This is a genomic window from Pseudomonas halotolerans (assembly GCF_039581215.1).
GTDB classification, from domain to species: Bacteria; Pseudomonadota; Gammaproteobacteria; order Pseudomonadales; family Pseudomonadaceae; genus Aquipseudomonas; species Aquipseudomonas tehranensis.
Window position 1 is genome coordinate 45662 of sequence record NZ_JBCNTJ010000013.1, and the last position, 17093, is coordinate 62754.

12 protein-coding genes are annotated in these 17093 nt (G+C 60.2%); 6 read left to right on the forward strand and 6 right to left on the reverse strand.

Annotation, left to right across the window (positions count from 1 at the left end):
• Nucleotides 1-6: 6 nt before the first annotated feature.
• The 5 genes from AAIS01_RS17665 to AAIS01_RS17685 form a co-directional block, all read right to left on the reverse strand.
• Nucleotides 7-1017: an ABC transporter permease subunit gene (locus tag AAIS01_RS17665; RefSeq protein WP_047229029.1), complete on the reverse strand. Its 1011-nt coding sequence runs from the start codon at nt 1015-1017 to the stop codon at nt 7-9.
• A gap of 74 nt (nt 1018-1091) precedes the next feature.
• The gene (locus AAIS01_RS17670) at nt 1092-2687 is read right to left on the reverse strand and encodes an ABC transporter substrate-binding protein (protein WP_343469986.1); all 1596 of its coding nucleotides are present in this window, start codon (nt 2685-2687) and stop codon (nt 1092-1094) included.
• 75 nt (nt 2688-2762) lie between these two features.
• Nucleotides 2763-4142: an OprD family porin gene (locus AAIS01_RS17675; RefSeq protein WP_343469988.1), complete on the reverse strand. Its 1380-nt coding sequence runs from the start codon at nt 4140-4142 to the stop codon at nt 2763-2765.
• 169 nt (nt 4143-4311) lie between these two features.
• On the reverse strand, nt 4312-5913 hold the full coding sequence (locus tag AAIS01_RS17680; RefSeq protein WP_343469989.1) for an ABC transporter substrate-binding protein: 1602 nt from the start codon (nt 5911-5913) through the stop codon (nt 4312-4314).
• Nucleotides 5914-6310: 397 nt separating this feature from the next.
• Nucleotides 6311-7936 (reverse strand): ABC transporter substrate-binding protein, encoded by a 1626-nt coding sequence (locus tag AAIS01_RS17685; RefSeq protein ID WP_343469990.1) that lies wholly within the window; start codon nt 7934-7936, stop codon nt 6311-6313.
• Nucleotides 7937-9349: 1413 nt separating this feature from the next.
• Between AAIS01_RS17685 and AAIS01_RS17690 the strand changes: the two genes are divergently transcribed.
• Nucleotides 9350-9736 (forward strand): DUF6124 family protein, encoded by a 387-nt coding sequence (locus AAIS01_RS17690; RefSeq protein WP_343469991.1) that lies wholly within the window; start codon nt 9350-9352, stop codon nt 9734-9736.
• A gap of 207 nt (nt 9737-9943) precedes the next feature.
• Here the strand turns inward: AAIS01_RS17690 and AAIS01_RS17695 are convergent, their stop codons facing one another.
• Complete coding sequence (locus AAIS01_RS17695) at nt 9944-10660, reverse strand: SIMPL domain-containing protein (RefSeq protein WP_343469993.1); 717 nt, start codon at nt 10658-10660, stop codon at nt 9944-9946.
• 371 nt (nt 10661-11031) lie between these two features.
• Here AAIS01_RS17695 and AAIS01_RS17700 point away from each other — a divergent pair, with 371 nt between their 5' ends.
• The 5 genes from AAIS01_RS17700 (at nt 11032) to kdgD (ending at nt 17020) form a co-directional block, all read left to right on the forward strand.
• Nucleotides 11032-12294 (forward strand): ATP-binding protein, encoded by a 1263-nt coding sequence (locus AAIS01_RS17700; protein WP_047229018.1) that lies wholly within the window; start codon nt 11032-11034, stop codon nt 12292-12294.
• On the forward strand, nt 12287-12847 hold the full coding sequence (locus AAIS01_RS17705) for a response regulator transcription factor (protein WP_047229017.1): 561 nt from the start codon (nt 12287-12289) through the stop codon (nt 12845-12847). The genes AAIS01_RS17700 and AAIS01_RS17705 overlap by 8 nt, the downstream gene beginning before the upstream one ends.
• A gap of 91 nt (nt 12848-12938) precedes the next feature.
• Nucleotides 12939-14666: an ABC transporter ATP-binding protein/permease gene (locus AAIS01_RS17710; RefSeq protein WP_092394157.1), complete on the forward strand. Its 1728-nt coding sequence runs from the start codon at nt 12939-12941 to the stop codon at nt 14664-14666.
• A gap of 228 nt (nt 14667-14894) precedes the next feature.
• Nucleotides 14895-15641: a FadR/GntR family transcriptional regulator gene (locus AAIS01_RS17715; RefSeq protein ID WP_092394154.1), complete on the forward strand. Its 747-nt coding sequence runs from the start codon at nt 14895-14897 to the stop codon at nt 15639-15641.
• A gap of 467 nt (nt 15642-16108) precedes the next feature.
• Nucleotides 16109-17020: a 5-dehydro-4-deoxyglucarate dehydratase gene (gene kdgD / locus AAIS01_RS17720; RefSeq protein ID WP_092394151.1), complete on the forward strand. Its 912-nt coding sequence runs from the start codon at nt 16109-16111 to the stop codon at nt 17018-17020.
• Nucleotides 17021-17093: the final 73 nt, after the last annotated feature.

Consider the following 17093-nt stretch of genomic DNA (forward strand, 5'->3'; position numbering starts at 1 on the left):
TTGATCTCAGCGCTGGTGACGGATACGTGGGTTGGCAAAGCCGTAGAGCACGTCCACGACGAAGTTGACCAGAATCACCAGGCAGGCGATTAACAGGATGCCGTTCTGCACCACGGGATAGTCCCGGGCGCCGATGGCTTCGATCAGCCACTTGCCGATGCCCGGCCAGGAGAAAATCGTTTCGGTCAGGACCGCACCGGCCAGCAGGGTGCCGACTTGCAGACCGACCACGGTCAACACCGGGATCAGTGCGTTGCGCAGGCCATGCACGAACACCACGCGCGACGGCGACAGGCCTTTGGCGCGGGCGGTGCGGATGTAGTCTTCGCGCAGCACTTCGAGCATCGAAGAGCGGGTCATGCGGGCGATCACCGCCAGTGGAATGGTACCGAGCACAATGGCCGGCAGGATCAGGTGGTGCAGAGCATCGAGAAACGCGCCCGGCTCATCGGCCAGCAGCGTGTCGATCAGCATGAAGCCGGTTTTCGGTTCGATGTCGTACAAAAGGTCGATCCGCCCCGACACCGGCGTCCAGCCCAGGGACACCGAGAAGAACATGATCAGGATCAGGCCCCACCAGAAGATCGGCATCGAATACCCCGCCAGGGAGATGCCCATCACCCCATGGTCGAACAGGGATCCTCGCTTGAGTGCCGCGATCACCCCGGCCAAAAGGCCCAGGATACCGGCGAACAACAGGGCGGCCATGGACAGTTCCAGGGTCGCGGGAAACAGGGAACTGAACTCGGTCCAGACGCTTTCGCGGGTGCGCAGCGATTCGCCGAGATCGCCCTGGGCCAGTTTGCCGATGTAGTCCAGGTACTGGGCATACAGCGGTTTGTTCAGGCCAAGGCGTTCCATTGCCTGAGCGTGCATTTCGGGATCGACCCGACGTTCGCCCATCATCACTTCCACGGGGTCGCCGGGGATCATGCGAATCAACGCGAAGGTCAGCAAGGTGATGCCGAAGAACGTGGGGATCAACAATCCCAGTCGGCGGGCAATAAAACTAAACATCTTAAGGTGTACCTCATCAGCCGGTTAGGCGTGCCCGACAGCCCCAGGGTAAGGGATGTCGGGCGTTTTCTTATCTACTTCACCTGGGTGGTGGCGAAGTTATTGGTCGTCAGCGGGCTAATCACATAGCCCTCTACGTTCTTGCGCATTGCGGTAAACATGCGGGTGTGGGCCATGCTGATCCACGGTTGGTCCTGGTTGAAAATCACCTGGGCCTGTTCATAGAGCTTGGTGCGCTCCTCGGGGTTCACTGTGGCGCGGGCCTGGTCGATCAGCGCCTGGAATTTCTCGTTGCACCAGCGCGCGTAGTTTTCGCCGTTCTTGGCCGCTTCGCAACTGAGCATAGGCGTCAGGAAGTTATCCGGGTCGCCGTTATCGCCCGCCCATCCGGCGGAAACCATATCGTGCTCGCCGTTCTTGGCGCGCTTGAGCATTTCGCCCCATTCCATCACGCGGATGTCGACCTTGATCCCGACCTTCGCCAGGTCCGCCTGCATCATCTGCGCGCCGAGCATCGGGTTGGGGTTGGTGGGGCCGCCGCCGTTACGGGTGAACAGGGTGAACACGGTGCCTTCCGGCACGCCGGCTTCCTTGAGCAACTCACGGGCCTTGTCCAAGTTGCGAGGCGGGTTCTTCAGGTCGTGATTGAAGCCCAGCAGCGTCGGCGGATACGGGTTGACCGCCACGGTGGCGTTGCCCTTGCCAAACAGCGCATTGACGTAGGCTTCCTTGTCGAAGGCCAGGTCGATGGCTTTGCGCACCCGCACATCGCTCATGTATTTGTGGCTGGTGTTCATGGCCGTGTAGGAAACGGTCATCGCGTCCAGCTCAGCGACTTTCAGGTTCGGGTCTTTCTTGATGCTCGGAATGTCGTCGGGCTTGGGGTACAAGGCGATCTGGCACTCGTTGGTCTTGAGCTTTTGCATGCGCACGTTGTTGTCGGTGGCGATGGCCAGAATCAGTGCATCGGCCGGTGGCTTGCCACGGAAGTAATCCGGGTTGGCCTTGAAGCGCACCTGGGCGTCCTTGTTGTAGCGCTGGAAGACGAACGGGCCGGTGCCGATCGGCTTGCTGTTCAGATCGCCGGTTTTGTTGGTCTTGAGCAACTGGTCGGCGTATTCGGCCGGGTAGATCGAGGAGAAGGCCATGGCGATGTCGGCCAGGAACGGCGCTTCACGGCGAGTCAGGCTGAACTTGACTGTGTGCTCGTCGACTTTCTCGACGCTTTTGAGCAGCTCTTTGAAGCCCATGCTTTCAAAGTAGGGGAAGCCCACGCTCGACAGCTTGTGCCATGGGTGATTCGGGTCCAGCTGGCGCTGGAAACTCCAGACCACATCGTCGGCATTCATGTCGCGGGTCGGCTTGAAATAATCGGTGGTGTGGAACTTGACGCCTTTGCGCAGATGGAAGGTGTACGTCAGGCCGTCGTCACTGATGTCCCAGGATTCGGCCAGGGCCGGAATCACTTCGGTGGTGCCGGGCTTGAAGTCGGCCAGGCGATTGAAAATGGTTTCTGCCACGGCATCGGCAGTGACTGCAGTTGTGTACTGGACCATGTCGAAGCCTTCCGGGCTGGCTTCTGTGCAAACCACCAGGGGCTTGGCCGTGGCGCCAACGGCGACACTCAGCAACGCAGCGGCGATGGCGGCGCGTAGGGGATTCATGTTCATCGGCAATCCTCTGCAATCGGTTCAATGGCAAAAACCGAACGACCGACCTCGTGAGTCGGCCGTTCGGCGGAGGGTTTAGAGAATGTTGAACGGGATGGTGGTGACCAGACGGAACTCGTTGAGGTTGCCATCAGCCTGGTTTTCGCTGGCGCGGTGCGTGGTGTAGGTCGCGCGTACCGCGGTAGCTTTCAGCGGGCCGCTTTGTACGGCGTAAGACGCACCGATGCCGTATTCGTAATGATGCTCACCGTCCATGGCTCTCACGTCGGTATAACCGGTGCTGTTGTAATGCGTCCCGTCGATGCCCCAGCCGCGCGCCTGATAGATGTTGAATTTCAGGCCTGGCACGCCGTATTCAGCCATGTTCAGACCATAGGCGATCTGGAAGGACTTCTCGTTCGGGCCGTTGAAGTCCGACAGCAGGGAGTTGGCCAGGTAGATGCCGTTGGTTTCGTGCAGGTAGTCGAAGTACTCGTTACCGTCCACTTCCTGGTACGAGAACGTCAGGCTGTGGGCCTGGTGCGTCAGGCCAAACGACAGGGAGTAGGTATTGTTGTCGATATCACCCAGTTTGCTTTTGCCCGAATCCACAGTCCTGTAGTAGTTCAGGCCGGTGGTCAGGCTCAGCACCGAGCTGTCGCCCAATACGTGGCTGGCGCCGAAGTAGTATTGGTCCCACAGGTCTTCGGCCTGGGTGCCCCACAGGCTGGTGGTGAGGCTGGCGAACGGCTGGTAAGTGATACCGGCGGTGTTCACATGATCAGCTTCGGCCGAAGAACTGCCGTATTCGGAGCGGAACTTGGCGAGGCTTTGCTCGGTACGGGGAGAGTTGCGGTCGAAGGTCGCGACGTCGAATGTCAGGTTTTCCAATTCTTCGCTGTGCAGGCTCACGCCCTGGAAGCTTGAAGGCAGGGCACGGTTACCGATGACGTCGACCATCGGGCTGCTGAAGTTTTGACGACCGGCGGTCAGGGTGGTGTTGGAAACCCGCGCCTTGACGTTCGCCAGGCCCAGTTTGCTCCACTGGTCGACGGCGTCGCCGTCGGAGTGCGCCAGGGTCCGGTTGGAACCGCCCATGATGTCATCGTGATCACCGAGCAACGCGATCGCGTTGTAGGCGGCGACTTCGGTGCTGAAGCCGACGGTGCCCTGGGTGAAGCCGGAGGTGTAGTTCAGGATGGTGCCCTGAACCCAGTTGGTCCGGCGCGAATCGCTGCGTGTCACGCCGTCGCGCGTATAGCTGAAGGCGCTACCGCGGCGTCGCAATTCGTTGGAATACCAGTTGCGAGTGCTGCCGCTGACCGACTGTCCTTCTACGAAACCGGTGGCTTCGGATTGAGCGCTGGTGGTCTTGACGGTTACCGGATTGAACGCCTGGCTCTGCGGTTCTGCGTACGCCGTGGCCGTAACGCTGCTGATGGCCAAGGCCAGTAACGCGGTGCTGCTCAGTTTCATGGGTAAAGCTCCTTTTGTTTCTTTTAATGCCGGTCTTTTTTGGTGATACGGCTATTGGTTTTTACAACTCATCGGCACATCGCAAACGTTTGCACGGCGCCTGATCGGCGAATTCCGGCAAGACATCGGCGTGAGGGCCCAAGTGGGCCCTCGTTGTGTGGCTAATCGGTTATGGGTTCAGGCTGACGCCCGAGAACACGTTGCGACCGAAGGGGCTGACTTTGAATCCTTCGACTTTGGTGCTCAGCGGCTGGTTGACCGTCGAGTGGGCCACCGGGGTGATCGGCACTTGCTGCTTGAGCAACTGCTGGGCCTGTTTGTAAAGCACGGTGCGCTGGTCGCGATCGGTGACGACCTTGGCCTGCTTGATCAGCTTGTCGTAGTCCTGATCACACCACATGGAGTAGTTGTTGCCGCCAATGGCATCGCAGCTGTACAGCGTGCCCAGCCAGTTGTCCGGGTCCCCGTTGTCACCGGTCCAGCCGATCAGGCTGACATCGTGCTCGCCGTTCTTGGTGCGCTTGATGTACTCACCCCATTCATAGCTGACAATCTTCACCTTCAGGCCGATCTTCGCCCAGTCGGCCTGGAGCATCTCGGCCATCAGCTTGGCGTTGGGGTTGTACGGGCGTTGCACCGGCATGGCCCAGAGGGTGATTTCGGTGCCTTCCTTGACCCCGGCGGCCTTGAGCAGCTCCTTGGCTTTTTCCGGGTTATACGGCGTGTCCTTGATCGTGTCGTCGTAGGACCACTGGGTTGGCGGCATGGCGTTGACCGCCAATTGCCCCGCGCCTTGGTACACGGCGTTGAGGATGCTCTGTTTGTTCACCGCCATGTCCAGCGCCCGGCGCACTTCGACCTGGTCGAACGGTTTGTGGCGGGTGTTATAGGCGATGTAGCCGAGGTTGAAACCCGGTTTCTCGATCAGTTGCAGTTTCGGGTCGTTTTTCAAGGCCGGCACATCGGCTGGACGCGGATGCAGGGTGACCTGGCATTCGTTGGCCTTGAGTTTCTGCACCCGTACCGAGGCATCGGTGTTGATGGAGAAGATCAGGTTGTTCAGCTTGACCCGTTCCGGCGCCCAGTACTGCTTGTTGGCGACGTAGCGAATGTTGGAATCTTTCTGGTAGCTCTTGAACTCGAACGGTCCGGTGCCAATCGGCTTCTGGTTGATGTCGCTGGGCTTGCCGTTCTTGAGCAACTGATCGGCGTATTCGGCCGACAGGATCGAAGCGAAGCTCATGGCGATGTTCTGGATGAACGCGGCGTCCACGCTGTTGAGGGTCATGACCACGGTCAACGGCCCGGTCGCCTCGACCTTGGCGATGTTCTTGTTCAGGCTCATGCCGTTGAAGTACGGAAACTCGGTCGGGTAGGCCTTGCGGAACGGGTGCTGCGGGTCAAGCATGCGATTGAAGGTGAACAGCACGTCGTCGGCGTTGAAATCTCGGGTCGGCGTGAAGTAATCGGTGGTATGAAACTTCACCCCTTCACGCAGGTGAAAGGTGTATTTCAGGCCGTCTTCGGAAATGTCCCAGCGAGTCGCCAGGCCAGGTACGACGTTGGTCGCGCCTTTTTCAAATTCGGCCAGGCGGTTGTACAGCGGTTCGGCGGCATCGTTGTCGGTGGCCGTGGTGTATTGCGCGGTGTCGAAACCGGCGGGGCTGCCTTCGGAACAGAACACCAGGCTGCCGCCGGCGGCCTGGGCAATGGAGGTGGCGGCCAGCAGGCCGGAGCCCAGCAATGCGGATAAAACCAAGGTATGGCGCATGACGCTCCCTCTCTCTATGGGGTATTTAACAGTGACCGGCGCCCTTGCGGGACCTGTCCGGGTACTGAGTTCAATCCATTGCGAACAGCAATGCCGCAGTGCCAGCAGATCGACCTGGCTCCCGACGGTATGAGTCGTGGAACCAGGCAGTAAATGCGTAACGCCTGAAAGACTTGTGGGAAAAGGCGATACGTCCTAAACCAACTGCTGAGGTACGCAGTGCTTTTGGATGTAGGCGTTTTCCTGAGTCTTGGCCTAAAGCAACGGTATGCCGTGGGAGCGAGCCCTGCTCGCGATGGCGTTGCTGGTACACCGCCATCGCACTTACAAAAGGGGCTGCTACGCCCGAAGCGTCGGACCGGCCCAGCGGGACCAAGCTCCCTCGCCACAGGTCACTTTATTTGCTGACGCTGACGCCGTAGAAGGAGTTCAAGCCAAACGGGCTGATCTTGAAGTCCTGCACATTGGCGCGCATGGGTTGATACACCGTCGAGTGAGCGATAGGTGTCATCGGCACAGCGTCCTTGAGGACGTGTTGCGCCTGTTTGTACAGTTCGGTGCGCTTGGTCTGGTCGGTGGTGCGCTTGGCTTGCTTGACGAGGTCGTCGAACTTCTTGTCGCACCATTTGGAGAAGTTGTTGCCGGCCAGGGAGTCGCAGCCGAACAGCACGTTGAGCCAGTTGTCCGGGTCACCGTTGTCACCGCTCCAGCCAATGATCATGGCCTGGTTCTCGCCGCCCTTGGAACGCTTGATGTACTCGCCCCATTCGTAGCTGACGATGTTGACGTTCAGGCCGATCTTCTTCCAGTCCGACTGCAGCATCTCAGCCATCAGCTTGGCGTTCGGGTTGTACGGACGCTGTACCGGCATCGCCCACAGGGTGATGTTGGTGCCTTCCTTGACGCCGGCTTCCTTGAGCAGCGTCTTGGCCTTCTCAGGGTCGTACTTGGCGTCCTTGATGGTGGTGTCGTAGGACCATTGGGTTGGCGGCATGGCGTTGACCGCCAGTTGGCCCGCGCCCTGGTAGACCGAATCGATGATCTGCGGCTTGTTGACCGACATGTCCAGCGCCTGGCGCACTTTCAAGTCGGCCAGAATGTTCGGCTCGTTACTGCCCTTGATCTTGTCCATCACGTTGTAGGCGATGTAACCCAGGTTGAAGCCAGCCTGGTCAGGCATTTTCAGGGCCTTGTCTTCCTTCAGCGCCTTGAGGTCGGCGGGGCGCGGGAAGAGGGTGATCTGGCACTCGTTCTTCTTCAGCTTCTGAATGCGTACCGACGGGTCGGTGGTGATGGCGAAGATCAGGTTGTCGATCTTCACGTCTTCAGGCTTCCAGTAGTCCTTGTTCCCGGTGTAGCGGATGTTGGAGTCTTTCTGGTAGCTCTTGAACACGAACGGGCCGGTGCCGATCGGTTTCTGGTTGATGTCGGCAGGCTTGCCTTCCTTGAGCAGTTGGGCCGCGTACTCGGCGGACTGGATCGAGGCGAAGCTCATGGCCATGTTCTGGATGAACGCGGCGTCAACATCCTTGAGGGTGAACTTGACGGTGTGGTCGTCGATTTTATCGATCTGGGTGATGTTGGTGTCCATCCCCATGTCGGTGAAGTACGGGAACTCGGTCGGATAGGCCTTACGGAACGGGTCATCCTTGCTGATCATGCGGTTGAAGGTGAACAGCACGTCGTCGGCGTTGAATTCACGTGTCGGCTTGAAATACGGGGTGGTGTGGAACTTGACGCCTTCACGCAGGTGGAAGGTGTAGGTGAGGCCGTCTTCGGAAATGTCCCACTTGGTCGCCAGGCCAGGAATCACAGCGGTGCCGCCGCGTTCGAACTGGGTCAGGCGGTTGAACATGGTTTCTGCAGAGGCGTCGAAGTCGGTTCCGGTGGTGTACTGACCAGGGTCAAAACCGGCCGGGCTGCCTTCGGAGCAGAACACCAGGTTAGTCGCCGCTTGGGCGAAAGGTGCGCTGGCTAATAAGCCTGCGCCGACTAAAAACGGAATGACCGCTTGTTTAAGCATGTTGGCCTCATGATTTGTTGTCATTTTTGATTTGAGGGCGACCTCGTGAGTCGACCTGCGGATACTTATGCAGGCCCCATACCCAATGCAAGATCCAGAGCCGTTACAAGGCTGAAACAGTGGCACGAACGTACCTTAATGTCGCATCCGTGTAACTTCTGACGCATTTGATCGTTTGCGAGGACGTTTTTCGCTGCAATGGTGCTCCTTGCCGGTGCGTCGGCAAGGCGCCTGCGCACCGGGTTGGGGCGGGTATCACTTCTTGAAACCCGTGAGGTAGAGCGGTGCAACCAAAGTGTCTTGGCGTGTTTAGCGGGGCGGTTTTTGTGTGTATTGCGGGCGATTGTATTTGGCCGCTTACCTGTGGGAGCAAAGCTTGCTCGCGAGGCGGTCTGGCGGCTGGCCAGGATTTTTTTGACCGGGTACATATCCATTTCTGCGGTAACGGCGGCTTAGGGTTCCGCCCTTACGGCGGGTTACTTTTGGAAGAGCGCCAAAAGTAACCAAAAGCGCTTTGCCCCACCACTCGGTGCCTCGCTAGGGCTCGGCATGCCCTCACTCCGGCATTGCTCCGTGGGCCCGCCGCGAAGGGCCATCCATGGCCCAGCGCGGCTAACCCGGCATCCATGCCGGGTTGCCCACTGCGCAATACCTGCGTTCGGCCAGCGTGGTTAACGGGGCGCCCAGATCAAAAGCCGGGACGAGGCGGCCTTATAGCCGGCCTGTCTCTTGCGGGTGTACACCCATCAGACCTGTTTGAGCAGGACCTGTGGGAGCAAAGCTTGCTCGCGAGGCGGCCTTATAGCCGACCTGTTTCTTGCGGTTGTACCCCAATCCAATGGTGAGTGAGCCTGCTTGCGCAGACGGTCTTGCAGCCGACGCCTACGCTTCGTCGAACACCAAACCTGTGGCGAGGGAGCTTGCTCCCGCTGGGGCGCGAAGCGGCCCTAAAAGCAGCGGCTCCCTACATCTGGCACACCGCAGCAGTGCCTGGGTTGGGGCTGCTGCGCAGCCCAGCGGGAGCAAGCTCCCTCGCCACGGGGGTTGCGGTGGGGCGGAAGGCCGCATAAATCATTCAGGTCCGTCGGAAGGATCCGCTCTTCAGAACGAAACATCCGACAAGCTTTTAAGGTTGTCCCTCGGAAATGCGCTCTCTAACCTTTTGCTGTCGCTGCGATTCAGCGACCGGGCGTGAGAAACCCGAATAATAGGCATCCAGCCTCTGTACCTGCATAATTGCCGCCAGCTTATCCGCTGCCTGTAGTAGATGCGTTATGGCGGCTGTGTGCGGGCAGGCCTCGGTCTGGCCGAGTACCTATTTCTCGGATTTCTCACCCCTGCACACAGCTGCCACCACTTTGCCGAGTGAGAAACGGCAAGTGATGGTCCTCATCACTAAATAGGTACAAATAAATGGATAAGTCAGTCCCCGACCCACCCTTCAACAAAACCAACCCCCTTTCCGGCTTCGACTCCATCGAAGACCTACTCAATGACCGCGCCGCCGCCGAGCGGGCACTCAATCATTACCTCAATCCAAAAAAACCAGAGCCAAGCACCGACTCCCGCATCGACAGCCTGTTTTCCGTCACCGCCAAAGCTGACGCTGACACGTTGCTGACCAGCACCTCCGAAACCTTGGCTTCGGTAAAAGCCATGGCTGAGGATCTGGCCTTTGAAGTGGAGGGGACGCGGCGAAGTGTGGCGTTGGGGATTCATCAGTTGGTGGAGTTGTGCCAGTTGCTGGTGGACAAGGCGTTGGATCAGCTTGAAGTGCCGGCCGGTTCGGCTGAGGTGTAGCGGGGGCTCTCCGCCTAATTCAGGTCGGGCACCGTTCTGTGGCGAGGGGATTTATCCCCGCTGGGTTGCGCAGCAACCCCAAAGCAGCGACTCAATAAACCTGACGCACCGGGGTGTCAGGTTTGGGTCTGCTACGCAGCCCAGCGGGGATAAATCCCCTCGCCACAAGGGTATTTCACTGGGCTGGATGTCTCTGTCAGCCCATCATTACTGCATCAACACCTCAACCACTCCATCCGCCGTCATGTTCACTTTGCTGGTGCCTGCTTCGACTTCAGGCGTGACGGACTCGGCATCCATGGACGCGCCTTTCATCATCATCTGCGGGCGCATGTAGGGCTGTGGATAACCGTTGCTGTTGAGGTTCAGGTTGACGATTTTGTAACCCTTGCCGCCCAGGGCTTCGGTGGCCAGTTGGGCGCGGGCCTTGAAGGCGTTGACGGCGTCCTTGAGCAGGGCGTCTTCGCTGGTCTGGCGGGTGGCGGTGGAGATGGCGAAGTCCATGCCGGCCATTTTCATATCGGTGAGCAACTCGCCGGTGAGTTTGGACAAGGCGGCGAAGTCGGCGCTTTCCAGGCGCAGTTCAGCACGCTCGCGCCAGCCGGTGATTTTCTGGCCTTTGTTGTCGTAGACCGGGTAGCTGTTGCGGCTGCCTTGGCGCAGGGTGATGTCCTTGACCTGCTTGGCCTGGCCGATGGCTTTGTTCAGCGTGGTGCTGACGGCAGCGGCGAGTTTGGCCGGGTCGGTGTTTTGTTCCTCGGTGTAGAGGGTAACGATCATCAGGTCGCGGGCGACTTCCTGGCTGGCTTCGGCGCGCACGGAAATCTGGTTGTAGTGAAGCTCATCGGCGGCCAGGGCCGGCAGGCTGGCGACGGTGCCGAGGCTTAAGGCGAGCAGGGCGGCGTGACGACTGAACGTGTGCATGAAAGCTCCTTGGGTTGAGGCGCAGGGGTGAGGTCCGGGCCTGCGTGAAGGATAAGACTCTAGCTTTTATGGGTGGGTTCGCACAGTTACAACTTCGATACAGATACCTGAAGACAATGGAGGGCTTCTGTGGCGAGGGGATTTATCCCCGCTGGACTGCGCAGCAGTCCCAGAATTGTCATGATCTAGCTCAGCGTGGTGCCCGACCTTATTTTGGGGGCCGCTTCGCGCCCCGGCGGGGATAAATCCCCTCGCCACAATGGTGAGTGTGTCATTTCGGAGCTGTGGCGCTTTGCCGCATAGCTGCCTGTGCCACCCGCGCCTTGGTTATACTCCGTGCGATCCGCCTGGAGCGCTCATCAGGAGAGCTCATGCTCGCCCCTTTGCAAATGACTTCCGCCTCTCGCCAGAACCTCTGGCGCCTGACGTTTATCCGAATTCTGGTCCTGGCCGCCCAGGCCGGGTCTGTGGGGCTCGCCTATTGGTTCGAGCTGCTGCCGCTGCCCTGGCTGCAATTGGCGATCACCCTGGCCTGCTCTTCGATACTGTGCGCGCTGACCGCCATTCGCCTGCGCACCTCGTGGCCGGTGACTGAGCTGGAATACGCCGTGCAACTGGCTTGCGACCTGTTTATCCACAGCGCGTTGCTGTATTTCTCTGGCGGCTCCACCAACCCCTTCGTGTCCTATTACCTGGTGCCGCTGACCATCGCCGCAGTGACGTTGCCGTGGCGGTATTCGCTGATCCTGTCCGGCATCGCCCTGGCGCTGTACACCTTGTTGCTGGCGCGGTTCTATCCGCTGGAAACCTTCCCCATCGCCCGGGAAAACCTGCAGATCTACGGCATGTGGCTGAGTTTCGCCCTGGCGGCGGCGGTCATTACGTTTTTTGCCGCGCGCATGGCCGAAGAGTTGCGTCGTCAAGAAGAGCTGCGGGCCATTCGCCGTGAAGAGGGCCTGCGGGATGAGCAATTGCTGGCCGTGGCGACCCAGGCCGCGGGTGCCGCCCATGAGTTGGGTACGCCGTTGGCCACCATGAGCGTACTGCTCAAGGAGATGCGCCAGGATCATCACGACCCGGCGCTGCAGGAAGACCTTGGCGTGCTGCAGGATCAGGTCCAGCTTTGCAAGGAGACCCTGCAGTACCTGGTGCGTGCCGCTGAGGCCAACCGCCGCCTGGCCATCGACATGCAGGACGTCACCGACTGGCTCGACGAGGCCCTGAATCGCTGGCACCTGATGCGCCCGGAGGCCAGCTATCGCTTCCAGCGTCTGGGCCAGGGCCCGGTGCCGCGCATGGCGCCGCCGCCGGACCTGACCCAGGCGCTGCTCAACCTGTTGAACAACGCCGCCGACGCCTGCCCCGAAGGCCTGGAAGTGGCGCTGGACTGGAATGCCTACGAGCTGACCATCAGCATCCGCGACCACGGCGCCGGTGTGCCGCTGGCGATTGCCGAGCAAATCGGCAAGCCGTTCTACACCACCAAGGGCAAAGGTTTTGGCCTGGGCCTGTTTTTGAGCAAGGCCAGCGTGACACGCGCCGGCGGCTCGGTGAAACTCTACCCCCATGAGGAGGGCGGCACGCTCACCGAGCTGCGCCTGCCCCATGCCGACCGAGGAGACGAACATGAGTGACGAGATCCAAGTCGACGGCGAAGAACTGCCGCATCTGTTGCTGGTGGACGACGACGCCACCTTCACCCGTGTGATGGCCCGGGCCATGTCCCGCCGGGGCTTTCGCGTGAGCACCGCCGGTTCCGCCGAGGAGGGCTTGAGCATCGCCCAGGCCGACCTGCCGGACTACGCCGCCCTGGATCTGAAAATGGACGGCGACTCGGGCCTGGTGTTGTTGCCCAAGCTGCTGGAGCTGGACCCGGAAATGCGCGTGGTGATCCTCACCGGCTATTCGAGCATCGCCACCGCGGTCGAGGCCATCAAGCGCGGCGCCTGCAATTACCTGTGCAAACCGGCCGACGCCGATGACGTGCTGGCGGCCCTGTTGTCCGAGCACGCGGACCTGGACACGCTGGTGCCGGAAAACCCCATGTCGGTGGACCGCCTGCAATGGGAGCACATCCAGCGGGTGCTGACCGAACACGAAGGCAACATCTCCGCCACTGCCCGCGCCTTGGGCATGCACCGGCGCACCTTGCAGCGCAAATTGCAGAAGCGCCCCGTGCGTCGCTGAACCTGCGCTGAACAGATGGTGTCCACCCTCGCAGCAAATCGGGCCGTTGCTCTATGATCGGCCCGGGTTTTTTCTTTATTGAGCCTTAACCATGAATCAGAACGCTGAATATTCCGCGGTCAATGATGCGGTGCGCGGGCAGTTTTTCCGCCGTGTCTGGCAAATGACCACGCCGTACTGGCGCAGTGAAGAGAAGGGCAAGGCCTGGACGCTGTTGATTGCCGTCATCGTGCTGTCGCTGTTCAGCGTGGCGATTTCGGTGTGGATCAACAGTTGGTACAAGGATTTCTATAACGCCTTGCAGGAGAAGGACAGCGTCGCGTTCTGGCGGTTGATCCTGTATTTCTGCGGCATCGCCGCGGTGGCGATCCTGGGCGCGGTGTACCGCTTGTACCTCACGCAGATGCTCACCATCCGCTGGCGAGCCTGGCTCACGGAGAAACACTTCGCCCGCTGGCTCAATGACAAGAATTACTACCGGCTGGAGCAGGGCGGCTACACCGACAACCCGGACCAGCGGATTTCCGAAGACCTCAACAGTTTCACCAGCAACACCCTGGGACTGGGGCTGGGACTGTTGCGCACCGTGGTCAGCCTGGTGTCGTTCTCGATCATTTTGTGGGGGGTGTCGGGCAGCATCCAGGTGTTGGGCTACACCATCCCCGGCTACATGTTCTGGTGTGCGCTGGTGTATGCGGCGGTGGGCAGTTGGCTGACGCACCTGATCGGCCGTCGCTTGATCGGCCTGAACAACAACCAGCAACGCTTTGAAGCCGACCTGCGTTTTTCCATGGTGCGGGTGCGCGAGAATGCCGAGAGCATTGCCTTGTACAACGGCGAACCCAACGAGAACCGGCGGCTCAGTGGCCGCTTCGGCCTGGTCTGGCACAACTTCTGGGACATCATGCGGGTGTCCAAGCGCCTGACCTTCTTCACCTCCGGCTACGGCCAGATCGCGATCATCTTCCCGTTCATCGTCGCCGCGCCGCGTTACTTCGCCGGCAAGATCCAGTTGGGTGAACTCATGCAGATCAACTCGGCATTCGGCAATGTGCAGGAGAACTTCAGTTGGTTCATCAGCGCGTACACCGACCTGGCCGCGTGGCGCGCCACGTGTGATCGTCTGCTGAGCTTCCGCCAGGCCATGAGCGACAACGAAGACCGCGTGCCGGCCATCGACGTGCAGAACCAAGGCGACGCATTGGAGGTGCAGGATCTGGGGTTGGACCTGGGCGATGGCCGTCATCTGCTCAGCAATGCCCATATGACTGTCGAGCCGGGTGAGCGGGTGATGCTCAGCGGGCGTTCGGGCAGCGGTAAGTCCACCCTGTTCCGGGCAATGGGGCATTTATGGCCCGAAGGGCACGGCGCAATCCGGCTGCCTGCGGCGCGTTATCTGTTCCTGCCGCAAAAACCCTATCTGCCCATTGGCACGTTGCGCGAGGCGCTGAGTTATCCACAGCCGGGCGACACATACCCGCCAGAGCGTTATGCCCAAGTGCTGGAAACCTGTCGCCTGCCGCATCTGGTGGCGCGATTGGACGAAGCCAACCACTGGCAGCGCATGCTCTCGCCCGGCGAGCAGCAACGCCTGGCCTTCGCCCGCGCATTGCTCTACGCACCACAATGGTTGTATATGGATGAAGCCACGTCGGCGATGGACGAAGAGGATGAAGCGACGCTGTACCAGGCGCTGATTGACCAGTTGCCGGGGCTGAGCATTGTCAGCGTTGGCCATCGCAGCAGCTTGAAACGGTTCCATCCGCGACATGTGCGTATCGAAAATGGCCAACTGGTGGAGCGCACCGTAACCGCCTGAGCACTGCAAAACCTGTGGGAGCGGGCTTGCTCGCGAAGGCGGTGTGGCAGACACATTAGATGAGCTGACACACCGCCTTCGCGAGCAAGCCCGCTCCCACATTGAGTTTTGGGTGAGCCTGATGGTTATGCACGCGGACAAAACAAAAGGCCCACTTTGTAAAAGTGATCGTACAACCACGTTGCGCTATCATGATGCGCATTCAGCCGCTTGCCGAGACACAGACACATGGAAAGACCGATCGACGTACCCCGCCTTCCCCGCAAGCGCCGCAGCCTGGCGCAGGAACTGGTGACGGTGCTGTCCGAGCAGATTCGCGACGGCCTGCTCAAGCGTGGCGATAAATTGCCCACCGAGTCGGCGATCATGGAAGCCCATGGCGTCAGCCGCACCGTGGTGCGCGAGGCGATTTCCCGTTTGCAGGCCGCCGGCCAGGTGGAAACCCGCCACGGCATCGGCACCTTTGTGCTGGATACGCCCAGCCCCAGCGGCTTTCGCATCGACCCGGCGACGGTGGTCACCTTGCGTGACGTGCTGGCGATCCTGGAGTTGCGTATCAGCCTGGAAGTGGAATCGGCAGGCCTTGCAGCCCAGCGCCGCAGCGACGAGCAACTGGCGGCGATGCGCGCGGCCCTGGATGCGCTGAACGAAAGCGCCGCCCACGCCAGCGACGCGGTGGCCTCGGACTTCGCCTTCCACCTGGAAATCGCCCTGTCCACCGGTAACCGCTACTTCACCGACATCATGACCCACCTGGGCACCAGCATCATCCCGCGTACCCGGCTGAACTCGGCGCGCCTGGCCCACGACGACCACCAGCATTACATGGACCGCCTGAGCCGTGAGCACGAGGAAATCTACGAAGCCATCGCCCGCCAGGACTCCGACGCCGCCCGCGCGGCCATGCGCTTGCACCTGACCAACAGCCGCGAACGGCTGCGCCAGGCGCATGAAGAGGCGCAAGCGCAGGGTTAGAGGCGCTTCACTGCTCTTGTGGTGGGAGCATGCTAAAAAGCCAGATCAGGCAACGAGTATCATGCTGGCCGCCCGTTTCAGGGTAAGGAAGCTCTTGTGGCGAGGGAGCTTGCTCCCGCTGGGCTGCGCAGCAGCCCCAGGTTTTTGGCGGTTGCTGCGCAACCGAGCGGGAGCAAGCTCCCTCGCCACAGCGGTCCCGTGCTGGGATCGAGTTCAATAAGCCCTACACCTTAAGCCGCAACTTGATGAGCGATCCGGTGCCCCTCGCAGGGCAAGATTCATCCGTCTGCGCGCAACCCTCAAACGCCCGATCTAAAAGGCTCCGCGCCAAACCCCGCACGCCTCGACTCCGGCAAAAGACGAAATGCAGTTGACGTTCTTATTTTAAGTTGTACGATGACTTACAACTTCTCTTGAAGCTGAACCGTTTCCTACAACACAACATTTGCGTCCAGGGTGTTCGAATAATGAATCCACAAGAACTGAAGTCCATCCTCTCGTCTGGCCTGCTGTCTTTCCCGGTCACCGATTTCACGGCTCAAGGCGATTTCAATCGCGACAGCTACATCAAGCGCCTCGAGTGGTTGGCCCCGTATGGCGCCTCGGCACTTTTCGCGGCTGGTGGCACCGGTGAGTTTTTCTCTCTGGCCGCCAGCGAGTATTCGCAAGTCATCAAGACCGCTGTTGATACCTGCGCCACCAGCGTGCCAATCCTTGCCGGTGTCGGCGGCGCGACCCGCCAGGCCATTGAGTACGCTCAGGAAGCCGAGCGTCTGGGCGCCAAGGGCCTGTTGCTGCTGCCGCACTACCTGACCGAAGCCAGCCAGGACGGCGTAGCCGCTCACGTTGAAGCCGTGTGCAAATCGGTGAAGATCGGCGTGGTGGTGTACAACCGCAACGTCTGCCGCCTGAACGCCACGCACTTGGAGCAACTGGCCGAGCGCTGCCCGAACCTGATCGGCTATAAGGATGGCCTGGGCGATATCGAACTGATGGTGTCGATCCGCCGTCGTCTCGGCGATCGTTTCAGCTACCTGGGCGGCCTGCCGACCGCAGAAGTCTATGCCGCGGCCTACAAGGCCTTGGGCGTGCCGGTCTACTCCTCGGCGGTGTTCAACTTCATTCCGAAAACCGCGATGGATTTCTACCACGCCATTGCCCGTGACGATCACGAGACCGTCGGCAAGATCATCGACGACTTCTTCCTGCCTTACCTGGACATCCGTAACCGCAAGGCCGGTTATGCAGTGAGCATCGTCAAGGCGGGCGCGAAGATCGTGGGTTATGACGCAGGTCCTGTGCGTACACCGCTGACCGACCTGCTGCCAGAAGAATACGAAGCCCTGGCCGCGCTGATCGACAAGCAAGGCAAGCAGTAACAGACCCGACAAGCCGCTGAGCAATCAGCGGCTTTTTGCGTAAGGCTTGATCGTTCCCATGCTCTGCGTGGGA